At 48.1% G+C, this 18562-nt stretch carries 20 protein-coding genes and 1 tRNA gene; 19 read left to right on the top strand and 2 right to left on the bottom strand.

The features are described from left to right. Positions 1-5 precede the first annotated feature (5 nt). The 11 genes from ACGTIC_RS11545 to ACGTIC_RS11495 all read left to right on the top strand — a co-directional run bounded on the left by ACGTIC_RS11545 (position 6) and on the right by ACGTIC_RS11495 (position 12077). Positions 6-1511 carry a phosphomannomutase/phosphoglucomutase gene (locus ACGTIC_RS11545; RefSeq protein WP_113855577.1) on the top strand — a complete coding sequence of 502 codons (1506 nt, stop codon included), beginning with the start codon at positions 6-8 and terminating at the stop codon, positions 1509-1511. After that, entirely contained in the window at positions 1501-1941 is a 441-nt protein-coding gene (locus tag ACGTIC_RS11540) for a transcriptional regulator GutM (protein WP_257536651.1), read from the top strand. The genes ACGTIC_RS11545 and ACGTIC_RS11540 overlap by 11 nt, the downstream gene beginning before the upstream one ends. A 109-nt stretch (positions 1942-2050) precedes the next feature. Further along, on the top strand, positions 2051-2218 hold the full coding sequence (locus tag ACGTIC_RS11535) for a hypothetical protein (RefSeq protein WP_257536652.1): 168 nt from the start codon (positions 2051-2053) through the stop codon (positions 2216-2218). A 201-nt stretch (positions 2219-2419) separates the two neighbouring features. Next, positions 2420-3217: a sulfur carrier protein ThiS adenylyltransferase ThiF gene (gene thiF / locus ACGTIC_RS11530; protein ID WP_113855578.1), complete on the top strand. Its 798-nt coding sequence runs from the start codon at positions 2420-2422 to the stop codon at positions 3215-3217. A 247-nt stretch (positions 3218-3464) separates the two neighbouring features. After that, positions 3465-5345, top strand: coding sequence for a sigma 54-interacting transcriptional regulator (locus ACGTIC_RS11525; RefSeq protein WP_113855579.1), 1881 nt, complete (start codon positions 3465-3467; stop codon positions 5343-5345). A 34-nt stretch (positions 5346-5379) separates the two neighbouring features. Continuing rightward, complete coding sequence (locus ACGTIC_RS11520) at positions 5380-7266, top strand: sigma-54-dependent Fis family transcriptional regulator (RefSeq protein WP_113855580.1); 1887 nt, start codon at positions 5380-5382, stop codon at positions 7264-7266. A gap of 215 nt (positions 7267-7481) precedes the next feature. Beyond that, the gene (locus ACGTIC_RS11515) at positions 7482-7766 is read left to right on the top strand and encodes a UxaA family hydrolase (protein ID WP_059075476.1); all 285 of its coding nucleotides are present in this window, start codon (positions 7482-7484) and stop codon (positions 7764-7766) included. Between the two features lie 15 nt (positions 7767-7781). Then, positions 7782-8942: a UxaA family hydrolase gene (locus ACGTIC_RS11510; protein WP_059075475.1), complete on the top strand. Its 1161-nt coding sequence runs from the start codon at positions 7782-7784 to the stop codon at positions 8940-8942. Positions 8943-9036: 94 nt separating this feature from the next. Beyond that, positions 9037-10014 carry a 2-keto-3-deoxygluconate permease gene (locus ACGTIC_RS11505; protein WP_059075474.1) on the top strand — a complete coding sequence of 326 codons (978 nt, stop codon included), beginning with the start codon at positions 9037-9039 and terminating at the stop codon, positions 10012-10014. A 204-nt stretch (positions 10015-10218) separates the two neighbouring features. Beyond that, positions 10219-11679 (top strand): DNA methylase, encoded by a 1461-nt coding sequence (locus ACGTIC_RS11500; protein ID WP_113855581.1) that lies wholly within the window; start codon positions 10219-10221, stop codon positions 11677-11679. After that, positions 11676-12077: a hypothetical protein gene (locus ACGTIC_RS11495; protein WP_113855582.1), complete on the top strand. Its 402-nt coding sequence runs from the start codon at positions 11676-11678 to the stop codon at positions 12075-12077. The genes ACGTIC_RS11500 and ACGTIC_RS11495 overlap by 4 nt, the downstream gene beginning before the upstream one ends. A gap of 69 nt (positions 12078-12146) precedes the next feature. On the opposite strand, the gene ACGTIC_RS11490 is transcribed toward ACGTIC_RS11495, so the two are convergent. Together ACGTIC_RS11490 and ACGTIC_RS11485 are read right to left on the bottom strand one after the other, a co-directional pair. Then, a tRNA-Pro gene (locus ACGTIC_RS11490) sits at positions 12147-12223 on the bottom strand. A gap of 102 nt (positions 12224-12325) precedes the next feature. Further along, complete coding sequence (locus tag ACGTIC_RS11485; protein WP_113855583.1) at positions 12326-12781, bottom strand: MarR family winged helix-turn-helix transcriptional regulator; 456 nt, start codon at positions 12779-12781, stop codon at positions 12326-12328. Between the two features lie 169 nt (positions 12782-12950). Between ACGTIC_RS11485 and ACGTIC_RS11480 the strand changes: the two genes are divergently transcribed. The 8 genes from ACGTIC_RS11480 (at position 12951) to ACGTIC_RS11445 (ending at position 18533) form a co-directional block, all read left to right on the top strand. Beyond that, a complete protein-coding gene (locus tag ACGTIC_RS11480; protein WP_113855584.1) occupies positions 12951-13181 on the top strand; it encodes a glutaredoxin domain-containing protein in 231 nt (76 codons plus the stop codon). A gap of 63 nt (positions 13182-13244) precedes the next feature. Next, a complete protein-coding gene (locus ACGTIC_RS11475) occupies positions 13245-13790 on the top strand; it encodes a rubredoxin-like domain-containing protein (RefSeq protein WP_113855585.1) in 546 nt (181 codons plus the stop codon). Between the two features lie 106 nt (positions 13791-13896). Then, a complete protein-coding gene (locus ACGTIC_RS11470) occupies positions 13897-14163 on the top strand; it encodes a hypothetical protein (RefSeq protein ID WP_257536653.1) in 267 nt (88 codons plus the stop codon). A gap of 159 nt (positions 14164-14322) precedes the next feature. Continuing rightward, on the top strand, positions 14323-14631 hold the full coding sequence (locus ACGTIC_RS11465; RefSeq protein WP_113855586.1) for a helix-turn-helix transcriptional regulator: 309 nt from the start codon (positions 14323-14325) through the stop codon (positions 14629-14631). Positions 14632-14646: 15 nt separating this feature from the next. Then, positions 14647-15687, top strand: coding sequence for a methyltransferase domain-containing protein (locus ACGTIC_RS11460; RefSeq protein WP_113855587.1), 1041 nt, complete (start codon positions 14647-14649; stop codon positions 15685-15687). Between the two features lie 23 nt (positions 15688-15710). Continuing rightward, positions 15711-16532 (top strand): nitroreductase family protein, encoded by an 822-nt coding sequence (locus ACGTIC_RS11455; protein WP_113855588.1) that lies wholly within the window; start codon positions 15711-15713, stop codon positions 16530-16532. A 118-nt stretch (positions 16533-16650) separates the two neighbouring features. Continuing rightward, positions 16651-17430, top strand: coding sequence for a ZIP family metal transporter (locus ACGTIC_RS11450; RefSeq protein WP_113855589.1), 780 nt, complete (start codon positions 16651-16653; stop codon positions 17428-17430). Positions 17431-17462: 32 nt separating this feature from the next. Beyond that, complete coding sequence (locus ACGTIC_RS11445) at positions 17463-18533, top strand: sugar diacid recognition domain-containing protein (RefSeq protein WP_113855590.1); 1071 nt, start codon at positions 17463-17465, stop codon at positions 18531-18533. Positions 18534-18562 lie beyond the last annotated feature (29 nt).

Here is an 18562-nt window from a genome sequence, read left to right as displayed (position 1 = left end):
ATGGCATGATTTCTAAGGAAACTTTATTGAAATTACAGAACGGCAGTGATGTCCGTGGTATCGCTGTCGAAGGTGTGGCAGGAGAAGATGTCAATCTTCTGCCGGAAGCAGTGAACCGCATTGCCGCCGGATTTATTACCTTTCTGGAAGACCGGCTGGGGAAAAAGGCAGATCAGCTGCAGATTGCTGTTGGTCATGATTCGCGCATATCGGCAGACAAGCTGAAGGACGCTCTGTTCCAGACACTGACGGCCATGGGCGTGACGGTATATGACTGTGGTCTGGCTTCGACGCCGGCCATGTTCATGTCCATCGTCTTCCCGCAGACGAATATGGACGGATCTATCATGATTACCGCAAGTCATCTGCCATATAATCGTAACGGCCTGAAATTTTTTACGGAAAAAGGCGGGTTGGAAAAAGCGGAAATTACCGATGTCCTGACACGGGCCGGTTCTGAACCGGTACGCAGCGGTGACCTTGCAAAGGTACAGCCACTGGATATTATTTCCCTGTATACGGCTCATCTGCGCGGACTCATCTGTAAAGCGCTGGATACGGCTGGAAGTCAGCCTCTTTCGGGGATGCATATCATCGTCGATGCCGGCAATGGCAGTGGCGGATTCTTTGCCAGCCAGGTTCTGGCGCCGCTCGGGGCCGATACGACAGGGAGCCAGTTCCTCGAACCGGACGGCCATTTCCCGAACCATATTCCCAATCCGGAAAATGCCGAAGCTATGGCCAGCATCCGCCAGGCTGTCCTGGACAATAAGGCAGATCTGGGACTCATTTTCGATACGGACGTAGATCGCATGAGTGCCGTCCTTTCCGATGGAGAGACTGTGAGCCGCAATGCTTTGATTGCCATGATGGCGGCTATTCTGGCACCGGATTATCCGGGCAGTACCATTGTGACTGATTCCGTGACCAGTGATGAATTGACAACATTCTTGCAGGATCATCTGCACCTCGTCCATCACCGGTACATGAGAGGTTATAAAAATGTCATCGATGAATGCATTCGTCTCAATCAAAAGGGCATCGTATCTCCTCTGGCTATTGAAACATCCGGTCATGGCGCTCTCAGTGAAAACTATTACCTCGATGACGGAGCCTATCTGGCTGTCAAACTGATCATTGCCGCTGCCCGTGCCCGGGCACAGGGAAGCAGTCTGGGCAGTCTTATCAAAGAGTTGGGAGAACCGGCAGAAAGCAAGGAATACCGCCTTAAAATTTCTGGCGAAAAGGCAGGAGACTATGGAAAACAAGTTCTGGAAACCGTTGAAAAGCGGGCGGCTGCAGCCGGGATTGGCATTGCCAGCCCGTCTTATGAAGGCGTACGACTCCTGTTTCCCAATGGCTGGGCCCTGCTGCGCATGTCTCTCCATGATCCCAATATGCCTCTCAACGTAGAAAGCAGGGATGTGGGTGGCTGTCGCATGATTGCCAATCAGATACGTCCCTTGCTGGCAGGCTTTGACCGGCTGGACCTCCGCGTCCTTGACGATTGATGCCATGAAACTGGAACTCTTCTTTGCTATTCTCTTTGCCCTCATGGTGCTTCAGATTCTGGGTGCCAGGCTGCAGGTACGCCAATATCAGGCGGCAGTCCGGCGTCTGCGCCAGCGGGGGAATGTAGGGATAGGCGGCAGAAAAGGCCGTTTCGGTCCGGGATGCATCGTTCTCCTTGCCTGCAGTGGCGATGGAACTATCGTAGGTGCTGAAGTCATGCAGGGCATGACCATTTTCAGCCGCTTTCGTCCTGTACCGGACCTGTATGGCCAATCCGTATATAATCTGAAGGAGGAATACGAATCCCTGCCTGATAAGCGGCGTCGTCACTATAAAGGCTATGAACAGGCTGTGGATGCGCTGATCCGCCACTTGTCTGATTCAGAAAAATGTTCCGATAAATCTGTTCCTATACAAAATAGTAATTAATAAAAGTTTTCCATTGATAGATATTTTCTAAATTTTAATTTTATGCTATACTAAGGGTGTATTAAAAATTCATTCCCTAATTATATATCGTGCAGAAGGAGGCGCCCTTATGGTAGTAGAATCGGTAAAGAAAATCAGACATATAGCATCGGAAGTATTCAAAGGTTATGCCAATAACACGACAGGCGGCTGCTGTGGCGTGTCGCTGCCGAAAGAACAACAACAGGAACTCAGGCGCCTGAAAGAAGGCGCCCAGGCAAAAAGAGCTGTCAAATGACAGCTCTTTTTAAGTACCGATGCTAAACGTACGTTCATGATACGATAAGTTTCTGAAAAAAACGTTATCAGGAGAACCTGGAAACAGGAATTGACAGGAAAGAACTGATACGATACACTAAACGTGATATAACGCACGACGGGGACACCACCTAGGGTGTCAGACGTCGTGCGTTTTTGATTTATCTGTGAGGTGTATTCGATGCATATTATACTCAATGGAAAACCTGATACCTGTGAAGAAACGAGTTTGTCAGCCCTGAAAGCGGCCCGCGGGTCGGGACGGGAAATTACCATCGTCAATGGATTTGCTACCAGTGAGGATCTGTCCCTTCAGGAAGGCGATGAAATTTACTTTATTCCCAAAGACCGGCTGCCACCTAAAGATGCGCTGGAAGCCATGATGTGCTCCCGGCATACGCCCCGGGTCCATCACAAAGTACGTGCCGGACATGTCGCAATATGCGGCCTGGGAGGCCTTGGTTCCAATGCTGCCATTTATCTGGCCCGTACTGGTGTCGGCCATCTCCATCTGCTCGATTTCGATACCGTCGATGCCAGCAACCTGAACCGCCAGTCCTATATGATCCGTGATTTGGGAGCCTATAAGACCGATGCCCTGGAAAGGCAGATACGGGATATCAACCCGTTCATCGATGTCCGGACGGACTGCGTGCGTCTCACCGAAGAAAACGCTCCCCGCCTTCTACAGGATGACTGGATCATCTGCGAAGCTTTTGACAATCCTGATGCCAAGACCATGCTGGTCCACACCATATTGGAACAATGCCCGGACAAATACATCGTTTCTGCATCGGGAATGGCAGGCTATGGAGACAGCAACGATATACAGACGAAAAAAATTACCAGCCACTTTTATATCTGTGGCGACCAGGCCCGCAATGCCCGGCCCGGAAGGGGCCTCATGGCTCCCCGTGTCGCCATCTGTGCAGCCCACGAAGCCAATCTCATTGTACAACTGCTCGTAGATGAGATGTAACAATAGAAAATTTATGGCAATAAAAGCATTTCCTGTTGTGGGAAGTGCTTTTTTTTGGAACATAGTTTAATTTTAATTGGGATACATACGGCCATCAATGCGGACCATGCAAATATTATTGATAGATACGGACCTTTAGTGTATAATCACTTGAATTTTGACGAAATTTTGTTTCAGTGAAACATGATGTGTATCAAAAAAGCAAGGGGTGACACATTTTACGGTGGTATCAGAAAAGAGCAACTCCATGAAATACAATATTTGTCTCGTTTCTCCCGATTCCAGTATTTCCCGTACGACAGAGCAGGTTGTTCAGGAATTGGGGGATGATTTGCGCTGTAACGTGATTATCATCGATGGGAATGTAAAAACAGCTGTTAGTCATGTGAAGCCCTATGTGGAGAAGGGAATCGATGCCATTATCAGCCGGGGCGGTACGGCTATAGCATTGACCAGAGCGTATTCTCAGATGCCGGTTATAGCTATCCAGATAGAAGCGACGGACATATTAAAAGCGATACAGGGCATTCCCGATGGCACAAAAATCGGCTTTATTAGCTATAGCGAAGTGATTTATCAATATCAGGCATTGGCCGAATTGATGGGAGTTCACAAAATCACCTTTTTCCGTTTGTTTCATTTGGGAGATGAAGATACAGTTATTGAACAATATGTCCGGGATGCATGGAAACAAGGAATAGAAGTACTTATAGGGAGTATTCATGTACGGGAATATGCAAAGAAATATAATTTGCGTTTTGTCTTTTTAGAATCCGGTAAGGGGGCTATTTTACGTGCTATACGGGAAGCAGCGTCTACCATATTGGTTCGCTGTCAGGACCGTGATGAATTTAAGCTGATTTCCAATATAGTAGACTATACGTTTACTGGTACGGCTGTTTTTGACAGCCGGGGGAGGTTACAGAAGTGGAATCCTGCTTTTGCATCCATGTTCGCCGGCGAATCCGGGACGGACTGGAAAGTCCGGATCCCCCTCATTTTTTCTTCCAGCCGCCTGCAAAAGGTTTTAGATGGCTCTGTCCCTGGTGGTGGGGAAATTCTCCGTACAGAAGAACGGGATTATGCTGTCACCTGGCAGCCCGTCTGGGAAGGGGCCCAGCTGGTGCGGGCCATTGCCTTCGTTCAGCCAGTGGAGCAGGTGCAATCTTACGCGCAGTCTATCCGCAAAAAGCAGCATGGGGAAGGATTGATTGCCTATTATACACTGGATGATATGATTGGAAAATCTCTGGCCATCCGGCAGGTCAAAAGAGAGATTTTGAAATATGCCGGTACTCATTCCAACGTTTTGATTACCGGTGAATCGGGAACAGGGAAAGAAATGATTGCCCAGGCGATTCATAATCTGAGTCAGTGCAGTAAAGGGCCTTTTGTGGCCATCAACTGTGGAGCTTTTACGGAAAGCCTGTTAGAGAGTGAATTGTTTGGGTATGAAGAAGGTACATTTACCGGTGCCCAAAAAGGCGGTAAAGCCGGTGTTTTTGAACTAGCTGATGGTGGGACACTGTTTCTGGACGAAATCGGGGACATGCCTTATATTTTGCAAAACCGCCTGCTCCGTGTTCTTCAGGAAAAGGCTGTCATGCGTGTAGGTGGCAGCAAAGTGATTCCTGTTAATGTCCGGATTATTGCAGCTACCAATCAGGAGCTGGAAAAGGCTATTGAAGAAAAGAAGTTCCGCCTGGATCTGTACTATCGTCTGGATGTGCTGCGTATCCGCGTACCGGCATTGCGGGAACGGGATGGAGATATTTCATTACTGGCCCGGATTTTCCTGGCTAATCTCAATAAAGAGTATGGCCGGAACAAAGAATTTGACAAAGATGTGCTGCATTATTTAACGACCCTTCCATGGCCGGGGAATATACGGCAATTAAATAATATAGTAGAGAGAATGGTGTTATTATCTGAAGGCAGAATCATCACTATGAATGATGCGGCAGAAGCGTTGGAACTGGGACATAATCCAGAAAAAGGAGCGTCTAAAAAAATTGATACAGAGCAAATAGAAGGTCTGCTCAGCGAAGGTAAGAGCTATGCAGAAATAGCGGAACTCCTGGGGGTCAGCCGCTCTACTTTATGGAGATACAGGCGCAAGAAAAAGTGAAGTATGCCGGTAATCAATCAGAAAGGAACTGAATATGGACTATAAAGTATGTGTCGTTGCGCCTAATGAGCATATTTCTCATACAGTACATGAGCTGGTGGAAGAACTAAAACACGAACTGCAGGGAAAAATTATCATCGTAAACGGAGATATGGAAAATGGTGTCCGCAATGCTAAAAGCGTCATTGAACGGGGTGTGGATGCTATCATCAGCCGTGGAGGAACAGCGTATTTATTATCACAGGTATATACCCGTGTTCCGGTTATTGCCATTCAAATCGACGCGTTGGATATATTAAAAACAGTACGCCGTATCGGTGAAGATAAACATATTGGGTTCATCAGTTATAGCAATGTCATTTATCAATACCAGGCAATGGCTGAAGTGCTGGGTGTCAATAAAATACCCTATTTTCAATTTGTCGATTACGGGGAAGAATATCGGATTGAACAATTTGTACAGGAGGCGAAAGAATGTGGTGTAGATATATTGATTGGCGGTGCCCATGTACAGGATTATGCGAAAAAGTATGGCATATCCTCTGTCTTTCTGGAATCAGGAAAGGATACGGTCCTGAAAGCAATCCGTGAAGCGGAAACAGCTATTATAGTAAGGCGGAAAGAGCAGGAAAATTTAAAAATCATTAATGATATCGTCGATCATGCTTATATAGGTATCGTCGTATTTGATAAGCATTGCCATGTAAAAAAATGGAATACGACTTTTCTCTCTATGTTTCCACAACTTTTGCAATTTGGTACGGAGAATCTGGAAGAACAAATCAGACATATTTTTGTTGCATCTCAAATAAAGGATGTATTAAAAGGGAAAATTCCCGACATGGGTGAAGTACTGAGTATAGGAAACCGTACTTATGCACTCCGTTGGCATACCATTCTGGACAAATACCGAATTACCGGGGCTACAGCCTTTATACAGGAAACGGAAGAACTGCAGTCATATGCCCGGTCCATGCGGAAAAAATTACAAGAAAAGGGATTGGTGGCCCGGTATACATTAGATGATATCGTAGGCCGGTCTCTGGCGGTCAGAAAAGTCAAAAGAGAAGCATTGAAATATGCAGGCACTCGTTCGACCGTTCTAATCACGGGAGAATCAGGTACAGGCAAAGAGATGCTGGCCCAAGCTATCCATAATTTGAGCGACCGCCGTCACGGACCCTTTGTAGCTATCAATTGTGGTGCTTTTACGGAAAGTTTACTAGAAAGTGAAATATTTGGATACGAAGAAGGGACATTTACCGGTGCAAGAAAAGGTGGGAAAGCCGGTGTTTTTGAACTGGCTGATGGGGGGACACTGTTTCTGGATGAAATCGGGGACATGCCCTACGTTTTGCAAAACCGGCTGCTCCGGGTCCTTCAGGAAAAGGCTGTCATGCGTGTAGGTGGCAGCAAAGTCATTCCTGTTGATGTCCGGATCATTGCGGCTACGAATCAGAAACTGGAACAGGCTGTGGAAGAAAAGAAATTCCGATTGGATCTGTATTATCGGCTGAATGTGCTGCGTATCCGCGTACCGGCATTACGGGAACGAACCGGTGACATTCCTTTGTTGTCCCGTGTATTCCTTGCTAGTCTGAATCAAAAATACAAAACAGAGAAATCCTTTGCTCCGGAAGTTCTGCGGTTTTTAAATAGTCAGGAATGGCCGGGTAATGTCAGGCAGTTGATGAATACGATTGAACGGATGGTACTGCTTTCTGATGGATATACTATTACGTTACAAAATGTACAAGGAGTATTAGATGTCGTGCCGGATAAAGAGGCGAGTGAAGAGCATATCACACTGAATAAGATAAGAAAATTATCGAAGGAAGGGAAGACGTATAGCCAGATTGCTTCTATATTAGGCATCAGCCGCTCAACATTATGGAGATTCCGGCAAAAAGAAAAAATATGATTGAAAGATAATCGATAAATAAACCGTTACATGTTTTATGCAACGGTTTGTTTGTTTCATAGATGTCTCTTTGAACCATTACCTAATAGCATGACATACTTGCCAATGCGATAAAATGCGTATTTTTTCACATAGATATAGTTGGTATGAATATTTCATATAAATTATCGATTGCATTGTGAATGCGCAAGATACACTAAAGGAGGAGTACTGTTATGATTAATGCAATGATTATCGATGAAAAAGACAACGTTGCTGTCGTCATCGAACCGGTAAAGAAAGGGGATACGGTTTCTTATGTGGACAAAAACAAGAAGACCGTTTCTTTTACTGCTGTAGAAGACATCCAGATTTATCACAAAATCGCTATCAAGGATATCCCTGCTGATGAACCAGTTGTTAAGTATGGTGAACATATCGGCCATGCTGCACGGGATATCAAACAAGGCGAACATGTACACGAACACAATGTCAAAGCCGTTCGTGAAAATTTGGGCTAAGAGGAGGAAATCATAATGAAATTTTGGGGTTATAAACGTCCGGATGGACGCGTAGGTATCCGTAACTATGTATTAATTCTGCCGGCCAGTGTCTGTGCTTCTGATACGACCCGGATTATCGCTTCCCAGGTTAATGGCGCCGTTACCTTCAACAATCAGAACGGCTGTTCCCAGGTACCGCCTGATCAGCAGTTTACGATGGACGTAGAAGCCGGCTATGCTGCCAACCCGAACGTCTATGGTACGGTCGTCGTTTCTCTGGGCTGCGAAAACTGTCAGATGGACCTGGTAGTCAAAGCTATCCAGGAACGGACGAACAAGCCGCTCAAACAGGTCATTATCCAGGAAGAAGGCGGTACGCTGAAAGCTATCGACAAAGCGGTCCGCTATGCCAAGGAAATGGTACAGGAAGCCAGCATGCTGCGCCGTGAAGAATGCGACATGAGCAAACTCATCGTCGGTACCGAATGCGGCGGTTCCGACCCGACATCGGGCCTGGCTGCCAATCCGACTATCGGCGAACTGAGCGACCGTCTCGTTGACCTCGGTGCTACGTCTATCCTGAGCGAAACGACGGAATTCATCGGTGCAGAACACATCCTCGCCCGCCGTGGTAAAGATGAAAAAGTAAAAGAACAGATCCTCGGTATCGTACACCGTTATGAACATGCCCTGCAGCTCGTCGGCGAAGAAGTCCGCGAAGGCAATCCGAGCCCGGGTAATAAAGCCGGTGGTCTGACGACGCTGGAAGAAAAATCGCTGGGATGCATCCATAAAGGTGGCCATCGCACGATTCAGGCTGTATATGACTACGGCAAACAGGTCGATACGACAGGCCTGGTCATCATGGATACTCCGGGGAACGACCCGTCTTCTGTAGCCGGCATGGTAGCAGGCGGCTGCCAGGTATGCGTATTCTCTACGGGCCGTGGCACACCGACAGGCAATCCGATCGTACCGGTCATCAAAATCACGGGTAACAAAATTACATTCCAGAATATGGAAGACAATATCGACTACGATGCCAGCCCGGTTATCTATGGCAAAAAGACCATGGGTGAACAGGGTGATGAACTCCTGGCTATGACCATGGAAGTCGTCAACGGCAAGCAGTCTAAAGCAGAATCTCTGGGCTATACGGAAATGGCTATTGCCCGTGTCTGCAACTACGTCTGATATCACTATCAAATCAGGCAGAATGAAGTAGAGAAGGGCCTGTCCAACAGGCCCTTCATACTGGATATGATGAATTCATTAGAGGAGAATAGCTATGATTAAGGATTTCTTAAATAAAGTGCCTGCCGGCATGATGGTTGTTCCCATGCTGATTTCGGCTTTTATTAATACTTTTTTCCCGGATTTATTTAAAATCGGCGGCTTTACCCAGGCCGTATTTACCACAGCTGGTACGGCTGGCATCATCGGTGCCCAGCTGGTCTGCATGGGTGCCCAGCTCCGTGTCACCGAATTATTTGCCGTTGTGCGCCGTGGCGGGACGTTATTGATTTCTAAATTCCTCATTGGTGCTGCCATTGGCATTTTTGTTGGTAAAGTATTTGGTATGGATGGTATCCTCGGTCTGACGACACTGGCTATCATCAGTGCCGTTACAAACAGTAATGGTTCCCTCTATCTGGCTCTCATGTGCACCTATGGTGATGAAGTAGACCAGACCTCTATGAGCCTTCTGTCTATCAATGACGGCCCGTTCCTGACGCTGGTAGCTCTCGGCGCTTCTGGCATGGCCAACGTTCCGTTTATCGCTCTGATTGCTGTTTTAGGACCTATCATCTTCGGTATGATCCTTGGCAACCTCGATAAGAAGATGACCGAATTCCTGGCTCCTGGCGTTACTATGCTGATTCCTTTCGTCGGTATCTGCCTCGGTGCCGGTATCAATATCTCGGCTATCGTAACAGGCGGTGCATCTGGTATTCTTCTCGGTATCATTACCATCTGCATCAGCGGCCCGTTCGTCGTCTTCTGCGACCGCATGATCAACCGTCGTCCCGGGTATGCTGGCTGGGCTGTTACGACGACGGCAGGCAATGCTATTGCCGTTCCTGCTATGGTAGCAGCTGTTGACCCGACCTGGGCCCCTTATGTAGCCATTGCAACGACGCAGGTAGCTGCATCGACTGTACTTACGGCTATTTGCATTCCCTTTATCACCAGCTGGTGGGCAAAAAAATATGGTTGTCCACAAATTCCCTTGAAAAAAGAGGAACCCAAACCAGCAGAATCATAAGTTCCTCATGATAGAATACAGTAATCTGTATTACTATAAACTACACATTATACCACTAAGGAAAACCGCAATGTGAAGCAATTTTGTTTCACGCTGCGGTTTTTTCTTTAGAGTTAAACGGGACGTTCATAGGTATATTGAAACGTTTGTTCGCATATGATATAATAAAACAGAACAAATGTTCTTACACAAGGGGGCGAAACAATGGGACGGATCTATGTTGCCATAGACTTAAAATCTTTTTATGCCTCTGTTGAATGCCGGGAGAGAGGGCTGGATCCATTGACGACATATCTGGTGGTAGCGGATCAGAGCCGTACGGATAAGACAATTTGTCTTGCCGTGTCGCCGGCTTTGAAGAGCTGGGGCGTTCCCGGCAGGCCACGGCTCTTTGAGGTCATACGGGCTGTTCAGGACATCAATGCCCGGCGAAAGGTAAAGCTGGGAAGAGAGTTTACGACGGTATCGTATGATGACCGGGATGTGCGGACCCATTCCGATGTAGGACTGGTATACCAGGTTGCCCGGCCGCGGATGGCGTTATATTTGCAGTACAGTACGAAAATTTATGGTATGTATCTTCGCTATGTGGCACCGGAAGATATCCATGTATATTCTATTGACGAAGTATTCATGGATGTGACGGCGTATCTGGGGCTGTATGGCATGACGGCCCGGGAGCTGGCAGAACGCATGGTACAGGATGTACTGCAGGAGACGGGAATTACGGCGACGGTAGGAATCGGGACCAATCTCTACCTGGCTAAGGTGGCGATGGATATCATGGCTAAGCATCTGCCCGGTGATTCCCATGGAATGCGCATTGCCAGTCTCGATGAAATTTCATACCGGCAGCTTTTGTGGCAGCACCGGCCGCTGACAGATTTCTGGCGTATCGGCCGGGGAATTGCGCAGAAGCTGGAAGAAAACGGACTATATACGATGAAAGACATTGCCCGGATTTCCCGGAAAGAGGAAGCATTTCTTTATAAACTGTTTGGCATTCAGGCAGAGCTTCTCATTGATCACAGTTGGGGATACGAGCCTTGTACGATAGAGGACATCAAACGATGGCGTCCCCAGAAACATAGTGTGGGTTCGGGACAGGTACTGCATCATCCGTATGATACGGAGAAAGCCCGCCTTATTGTTTGGGAAATGGCCGAAGCCCTGTCGCTGGAATTGGTAGACAAGGGGCTGGTGACAGAGATGCTGGTCCTGACTATTGGCTATGACCGGATCAGCCTAAAACAGGATAGGGCCTATACGGGGGATATTGTCCATGATTCCTATGGAAGAGCTGCACCCAAACATGCCCATGGTACGATACATCTGGGAGTACAAACCACTTCGACCAGACTGATTACTGAAGGAGCCGTACGTTTGTATGACCGGATTATCGAACCTCGATTATGGGTCCGACGCGTTTGTTTGACGGCTGAACATGTCAGGGATGAACGGGGTGTGTTGTATGAAATGGATACGCTGTTTGATAGTCCATCGGGGATGACCAGAGAAGAATCGGAGCGGGAACGGCGGCAGCAGCATGCGATTTTGCATATCCAGAAACGATTTGGGAAAAATGCCATCATCAAAGGACGGAATCTGGAAGAAGGAGCGACGACAAGAGACCGGAATGAACAGATAGGAGGGCATCGCGCGTGAGCGAAGAAGACGAATTATGGAGCTACCCATATGAGGGGGTGCGCTGTCATCGCCACATGTCCCGACAGGCGCGGGCAGCCCAGTTTGTTCCCTTTTCTGCATTGGAAGGGTATGAAGAGGCAGTAGCGGAGGCATCGCGATATACGGAAGATAAACCGGAATTCTCTGAAGAACAGCGGCAGGAACTGGACCAAATCTGGCAGAGTTTATGCAGACGGGGATTAGAACATTCCTGCCTGCGCATCACGTATTTTCAAGAGGATTTACGAAAACACGGCGGTATATGGCGTACGGCCATCGTTCAGTGCAAGAAACTGGACCGTATCAAACGGTGTCTGATTACCAGGGACGGGCAGAAAATCCCTTTGGACTGTATCTGTCAGGTCGGCCTGGCATGACAGGGAATATTCTTGTAAAAAAACAAAAAAATCTCCAGACCTGAAAGTCTGGAGATTTCTATAAATCATTGGTCGGAACGGCGAGATTTGAACTCGCGACCTCTTCCACCCCAAGGAAGCGCGCTACCAAGCTGCGCCACGTCCCGCTGACCTTTTAATTTTACTGAATTTGAAAGCACTTGTCAAGGATATATTTCAAAATTATTTTCCCTTCCTATACTTTATATTGGCAATGGACGGTGCACCCGTTATTCCAAAGCATGAAGAATCCGGTAGAGTTGTTTTTTCAGGTCTGTAACTTCTTCCGGTGTAAAGAGTTCGCCTTTGCGGTTTATGAGGCAGCCCATCGCATAGGGAACCTTTTCTGCTTTTTCGCGTAGTTCTATGCCTTCTTTCGTGATTTCCACGACGACGACGCGTTCATCTTCCGGTTTGCGGGACCGTGTCAGATAGCCCATGCCTTCTAATTTCTTCAGGACTGGGGTCAGTGTGCCTGAATCCAGGTAAAGCCGTTTACCCAGATCGTGCATGGTAATAGATTTTTCTTCCCAGAGAACCATCATGGTGACATACTGGGCGTACGTCAGGCCGATTTCTTTTAGAAATGGATGGTAGGCCGCTACGATTTTGCGGGCGCTGGCATATAAAGGAAAGCAAAGCTGATTGCTCAGTAATAAGGGATTACATTTTATAGATTCTGTCATAAGAAATTCCTCCGTATTATACATTCATTTATATCTATTATAACAAATAAATTATATGAAAACAAATTATATTTTGAAAAATTAAATTTGACAAAATATAATTTTTGTGTATAATAAGACATGTAAGCGAGGTAAGTACAAATACAGGGATGAATCAGGAGGACGCGATATGGTAAAAGTATATTCTATCAATGAGTGCCCATGGTGTGAAAAGACCAAGAAGTATTTAAAGAGCAGAAAGGTTGATTTTGAAGAACACAATATTGAATTGAACGATGATGACCGCGATGCCTGCTATAAGCTGTCAGGCGATTTGATGGTACCCGTTGTCACTGCCGATGACAAGGCGTATGTGATGGGGTTTGACAAAGCCAAACTGGATGAACTTTTGGGACTTTGATTTTATAGTCAATTTAATTTTGCAAAATAAAATTAGATTAAGAACAATCAGGAGGATACGACAATGAGCATTTATGGACAGACAAAAGGTACGGAACTGGAATCGATGATGAAAGCGATGATGCAGGCTGAAGCTAACGGCACGATGATGTATTATGCACTGGCCCGTATGGCGAAAGAACAGGGGGATGATGATCTGGTAGATATTTTTATCGAAGCTGCCAATCAGGAAGCCGTCCACGCTGGCTTCTATGCAACTATCAATGGAAAATATCCGCAGAATTTCTGGGGTCTCGTCCGGGGATTGCAGAAGGCGGAAACCGGCGGCGAAGCACAGGTCAAGGCCATGGCCGATAAGGTCCGTGCTGCCGGCTTTGACGAAGCGGCTGATGAAATGGAAGTGTTTGCCAAACAGGAAGGCCACCACGGCGTCATGATGGCAGAAATCCTTGCCCGGTATCCGCAGGAAAATCAGCCTGTCAAAGCCAAGAAAGTATACGTCTGTCCGGTATGCGGTTATGAATACGAAGGGGATATCAACGCGGAAGGCGATGATTATGTCTGCCCGATTTGCGGCCAGCCTAAGAGCGCTTTTCAGGAAAAAGCATAATCTGCAAGCGATATCGTAGAAGTAATCTGAGGGGGATAAAAAGATGGATAAACAGGCAATCATAGAATCTTTTCACAGAATGTAGGATAATTTTCCTGAACCGGTAATGCTGATTAAGAAAAACAGACAGATTTATGCTGTCAATCCCAAAACGGCTTCATTGGGCATGAATGATCAGATAAAATGCAGCAGTATGGGTGATCCGCAGCGGCATAAAGGCTGTCTCTGCAACCGGGCAGTAGATGAAAAACGGACGGTCTGTGTCGTATATGATGGTCCGGTTGGCAAAGCATACGTGTACTGGATGCCCGTAGCTGGAGCCGAAGAGTATATCCTTCATTTCAGCGTAGGGGCGTTTTCTATTCCCGAATGAAGATGTGGCGGTAGTTAGAATGAAACAGGGACGTGAGTGAACGGTGCTCACGTCCCTGTTTCGGTATAACCCATATGGTATCATCAAATATTGACGGTTATCTATATAAATGATATAATCCGTTACATAGATAAATATCTATGTAACGGAGGCGGTTTTATGGATATAATGGAGATTGCTAACATCAACAAAGCTCTCAGCAGTCCTGTCCGGCTGCAGATTATTGCCATGCTGGCCGGTGGAGAACAGTGTGCCTGCCGCATTCTGGAACGTTTCGCTATTACCCAGCCGACGCTGTCCCATCATATGCATGTCCTCTGTGACTGTCATCTAGTCCGGGACCGCAAACAAGGCCGCTGGCATTATTATGCTCTCGATGAAGAATGTATCCGTTGTCTGGCTTCGTTTTTTCAGGAACTCGTCCAACGGGAAAAGCGGGAAGGGCAGACACCTTGTGATGAATGCTGATAGGAGGAATATACTGTGAATGAAATCGTAGAACAAGTCAAAGAATATTATGGTAAGGTGCTGGATGGAACGAAAGACCTCAAAACGAAAGCCTGCTGCTGTTCTTCCACGGGACTGCCCAAAGAAGTGCGGGAAGCGCTCAGCCTCATTGATGATGAAATCGTGACTCACTATTATGGCTGTGGGTCACCGATTCCTCCCCTGCTGAAGGGCATGACCGTACTGGATCTGGGATGCGGCACTGGCCGCGACGTTTACGTAGCCAGCAAACTGGTCGGCGAAAAAGGCCATGTCATCGGCGTCGATATGACCCAGGAACAGCTCGATATTGCCCTGCGCCATGAAGAAGAGCAGTACAAGCGCTTTGGGTACAGGGCCTCGAATGTGGAATTTAAAAAAGGCTACATTGAAGATTTGAAATCTCTGGGAATTGCTGATAATTCCATCGATGTGGTCATTTCCAACTGTGTCATCAATCTGTCACCGTACAAGCAACAGATATTTAACGAAATCTGGCGTGTCCTCAAACCGGGTGGTGAACTGTACTTTTCCGATGTCTTTACAGACCGCCGCATTCCCGATGAACTCTATGCCGACCCGGTACTGCACGGTGAATGCATCAGCGGTGCCATGTATTTTGAGGATTTCCGACGCATGCTGAATAAAGCGGGATTCATGGATTTCGTCTACATGTCTATCCGCAATTTTGACCTGGGGAATGAAGCGATTGAAGAAAAAGTCGGCTTTGCCCATTTTTCGGAACGGACGGTTCGGGTATTCAAACTGACTGATTTGGAAGATGCCTGCGAGGATTATGGTCAGGCAGCGGTGTACCGCGGTACGATCCCCGGTCATCCCCACGCCTTTGATTTCGATATGAATAACCACTTCGTGACGGGAAAGCCCATGCTGGTCAGTGGCAATCTGGCCTCCATGCTTTCGGAAACGCGGTACGCTCCGGCCTTTACCGTCTACGGTGACCGGTCCGTCCATTTCGGTCCCTTTGGCGTTACTCCCGTGGCAGATGACGCCGGAGATAGTGGTTGCTGCTGTTAACAGAAGAGAGGAGTAGAATATACATGATTCAGCGTACGATTACTGTAGAAAAAGAAAAATGTATTCATTGCGGTTTGTGTATCCGGGACTGCGTAGCCGCTTGTCTGGAATTTGACGAAGAAAAGATTCCCCGCTATCTGCCCGGAGGCGAACAGCGGTGCCTGGCCTGCCAGCATTGTATGCTCGTCTGCCCGAAAGGAGCTCTGTCCTTTGGCGGACTGCAACCGGAACAATGTGGTACTGTATCCTATGGGAATCATGAAGAGTTGCTGAAGCTGATAAAATCGCGGCGTAGCACCCGGGCTTATAAAAAAGAAGATTTGTCACAGGAACAGCTGGACAAACTTACGGAAATGCTGGCGTATGCGCCGACAGGGGTCAACGCGCCATCTGTTCGCTTTTCTCTGGTAGCGACGCGCAAAAAAATGGATAAAATCCGGAAGATTACATACGATTGCCTGAATACTGTTCGTGCCGATTCGCCTCTTTTTATCATAAAAGAAATGGCAGAAGCCAGCAAGCGGGCAGGGAAGGATCTGGTGTACCGGGGAGCTCCGGCCTTAGTTGTCGCTTCTGTCGATACAAAAACGGCGGCATCGGTCTGCCAGACCGTCGATCCGGTCATTGCCTTATCGTACCTGGAACTCTATGCCACCAGCCTGGGACTGGGCACGGTCTGGGACGGCATTGCCGTAGCACTGGCCCGGACATTTCCTGAAATCGAAGCGCAGTTCCAGATTCCCCAGGGATGCAAACTGAGCTTCCTGATGGCGCTGGGAATCCCGGACATTTCCTACCAGCGGACGCCCCAGAGGACAACCGACCGGATTACCATCATCCGATAACACTATTTTGATGAACTATGAAAAGAGCTGTCTTGCGGGGGCAGTTCTTTTTTGTATATAATGAGATTATAACAATAGTGAATATCAAATCATGATATATACGAAAGGGGATGTTGTTATGGAAAATGCTGTCATAGGGATTCTTATTCCCTTTGTCGGAACGTCTTTGGGAGCGGCCTGCGTCTATGCCATGAAGCAGGAATTGGACCGCCAGGTCCAAAGGGGGCTGACGGGCTTTGCGTCGGGTGTCATGATCGCTGCTTCAATCTGGAGTCTCCTGATTCCGGCCATGGAAGAATCGGCGCCGTTGGGGAAATTCGCTTTCGTGCCGGCTGTGGCCGGGTTCTGGCTGGGCATCTTCCTGCTCCTGACCCTGGACCGGCTGGTACCGCATCTGCACATGTACAGCGAGGAGGCTGAAGGGCCACACAGCCATTTGCAGCGGACGACGATGCTCGTTTTGGCCGTGGCGCTGCACAATATCCCCGAGGGCATGGCCGTCGGTGTCGTCTATGCAGGTCTCCTGGCCGGTCAGACGGGTATCAGTACTGCCGGGGCATTGGCCTTGTCGCTGGGCATCGCTTTGCAAAACCTGCCCGAAGGGGCTATTATCTCCATGCCGCTCAAGGCCGCCGGTGTGGGCAGGCATAAAGCCTTTCTCGGAGGCGTCTTATCGGGCATCGTAGAACCCATCGGAGCGGCCCTGACCATCGCACTGACGGCCTTCGTCGTTCCGGTCCTGCCTTATCTCCTCAGTCTGGCCGCCGGGGCCATGTGCTACGTCGTCGTCGAAGAACTCATTCCGGAAATGTCGGCTGGCGAACACTCCCATATGGGCGTCCTGTCCTTTGCCCTGGGATTCACACTGATGATGGCCCTGGATGTGGCCTTGTCGTGAGATGTTTTTCATGAAGGAAAAGAGGTATCAGTGTGAAAGTACGCATTACCGATGAATTAGCTCAGCAGATTGTCGATTCAGCCAAGGTAGTCGTCGGCTGGGACGTCAATTTTATTGACTGTCATGGGCAGATTATGGCCAGTACCGATGACAAGCGCATTGGGACGTATCACAAGGCCGGCCACGCCGCCGCCCGGACCGGTCAGGTCCAGACCGTACAGGATGACCGGCCGACAGATGGTGTCAGTAAGGGCGTCAATTATCCGATCATCATGGATGGACTGGTACTGGGTGTAGTCGGGATTACGGGGGAACCGGCTGTTGTCGGCCAGTATGGTTTTTTGCTGACGAAAATATGCGAGGTATTTCTCAAGGAATACCGGCTGAGCCAGGAGGTGTTCAGCGAAGAAGAACACCGCAGCCGTCAGGTCATGGCTCTGATTTATCATGACGATGACATGGTGCAGCAGCTGGCTGAAGACCAGCCGGCATTGGCGGGCAGCCAGTATGTCGCAGTGGTGTTCCGCTGGCATGAAGGTACACGCCGGGCCGGGGATTTCCGCCAGAAGATGGCAGAGGATTGCCAAAGCCTGGGGATGACCTTATACACGTATATTTATCCCAGTACCGTTGTCGTGCTCATTCCCAGCAAGGTCTATCCGGATTGGGACCGGAAACTGCCACGCTGGAAAGAATGGTTCTACCCGGGCATTTTTGCAGGAATCGGGACAGAAGAATCATTTCACCGTATCCACGAATCGTACCGTTTTGCCAAAATGGCCTTGCAGTCGGCAGAGGACCGACAGATTTTCTGCGTTCATGCCGACGAGATGAAGTTAGCTTTCTTGCTGCAAAGCCTGGATGGCCCGATACGCCGCCGCTATCAGAAGGACATTTGTCAGCATTTGACAGAACGAGATATTCATCTGCTACAGGTCTATTACCAACAGAATTTATCCATACAGGAGACGGCGCGGATTCTCTGTATCCATAAAAATACTCTGCAATACCGGCTGAAACGGATTGGTGAGGCGACGGGGCTCAATCCGCGGGTATTCCACGATGCCGTGACGCTTTACATTGCTACCCTTCCATGGCTTTAAGCACAAAAATATGATATATTTTTGTGCTT

It is taken from the genome of Megasphaera hexanoica (assembly GCF_043520715.1).
Classification (GTDB): Bacteria; Bacillota; Negativicutes; order Veillonellales; family Megasphaeraceae; genus Megasphaera; species Megasphaera hexanoica.
This window is presented reverse-complemented; position numbering and strand designations above follow the sequence as displayed.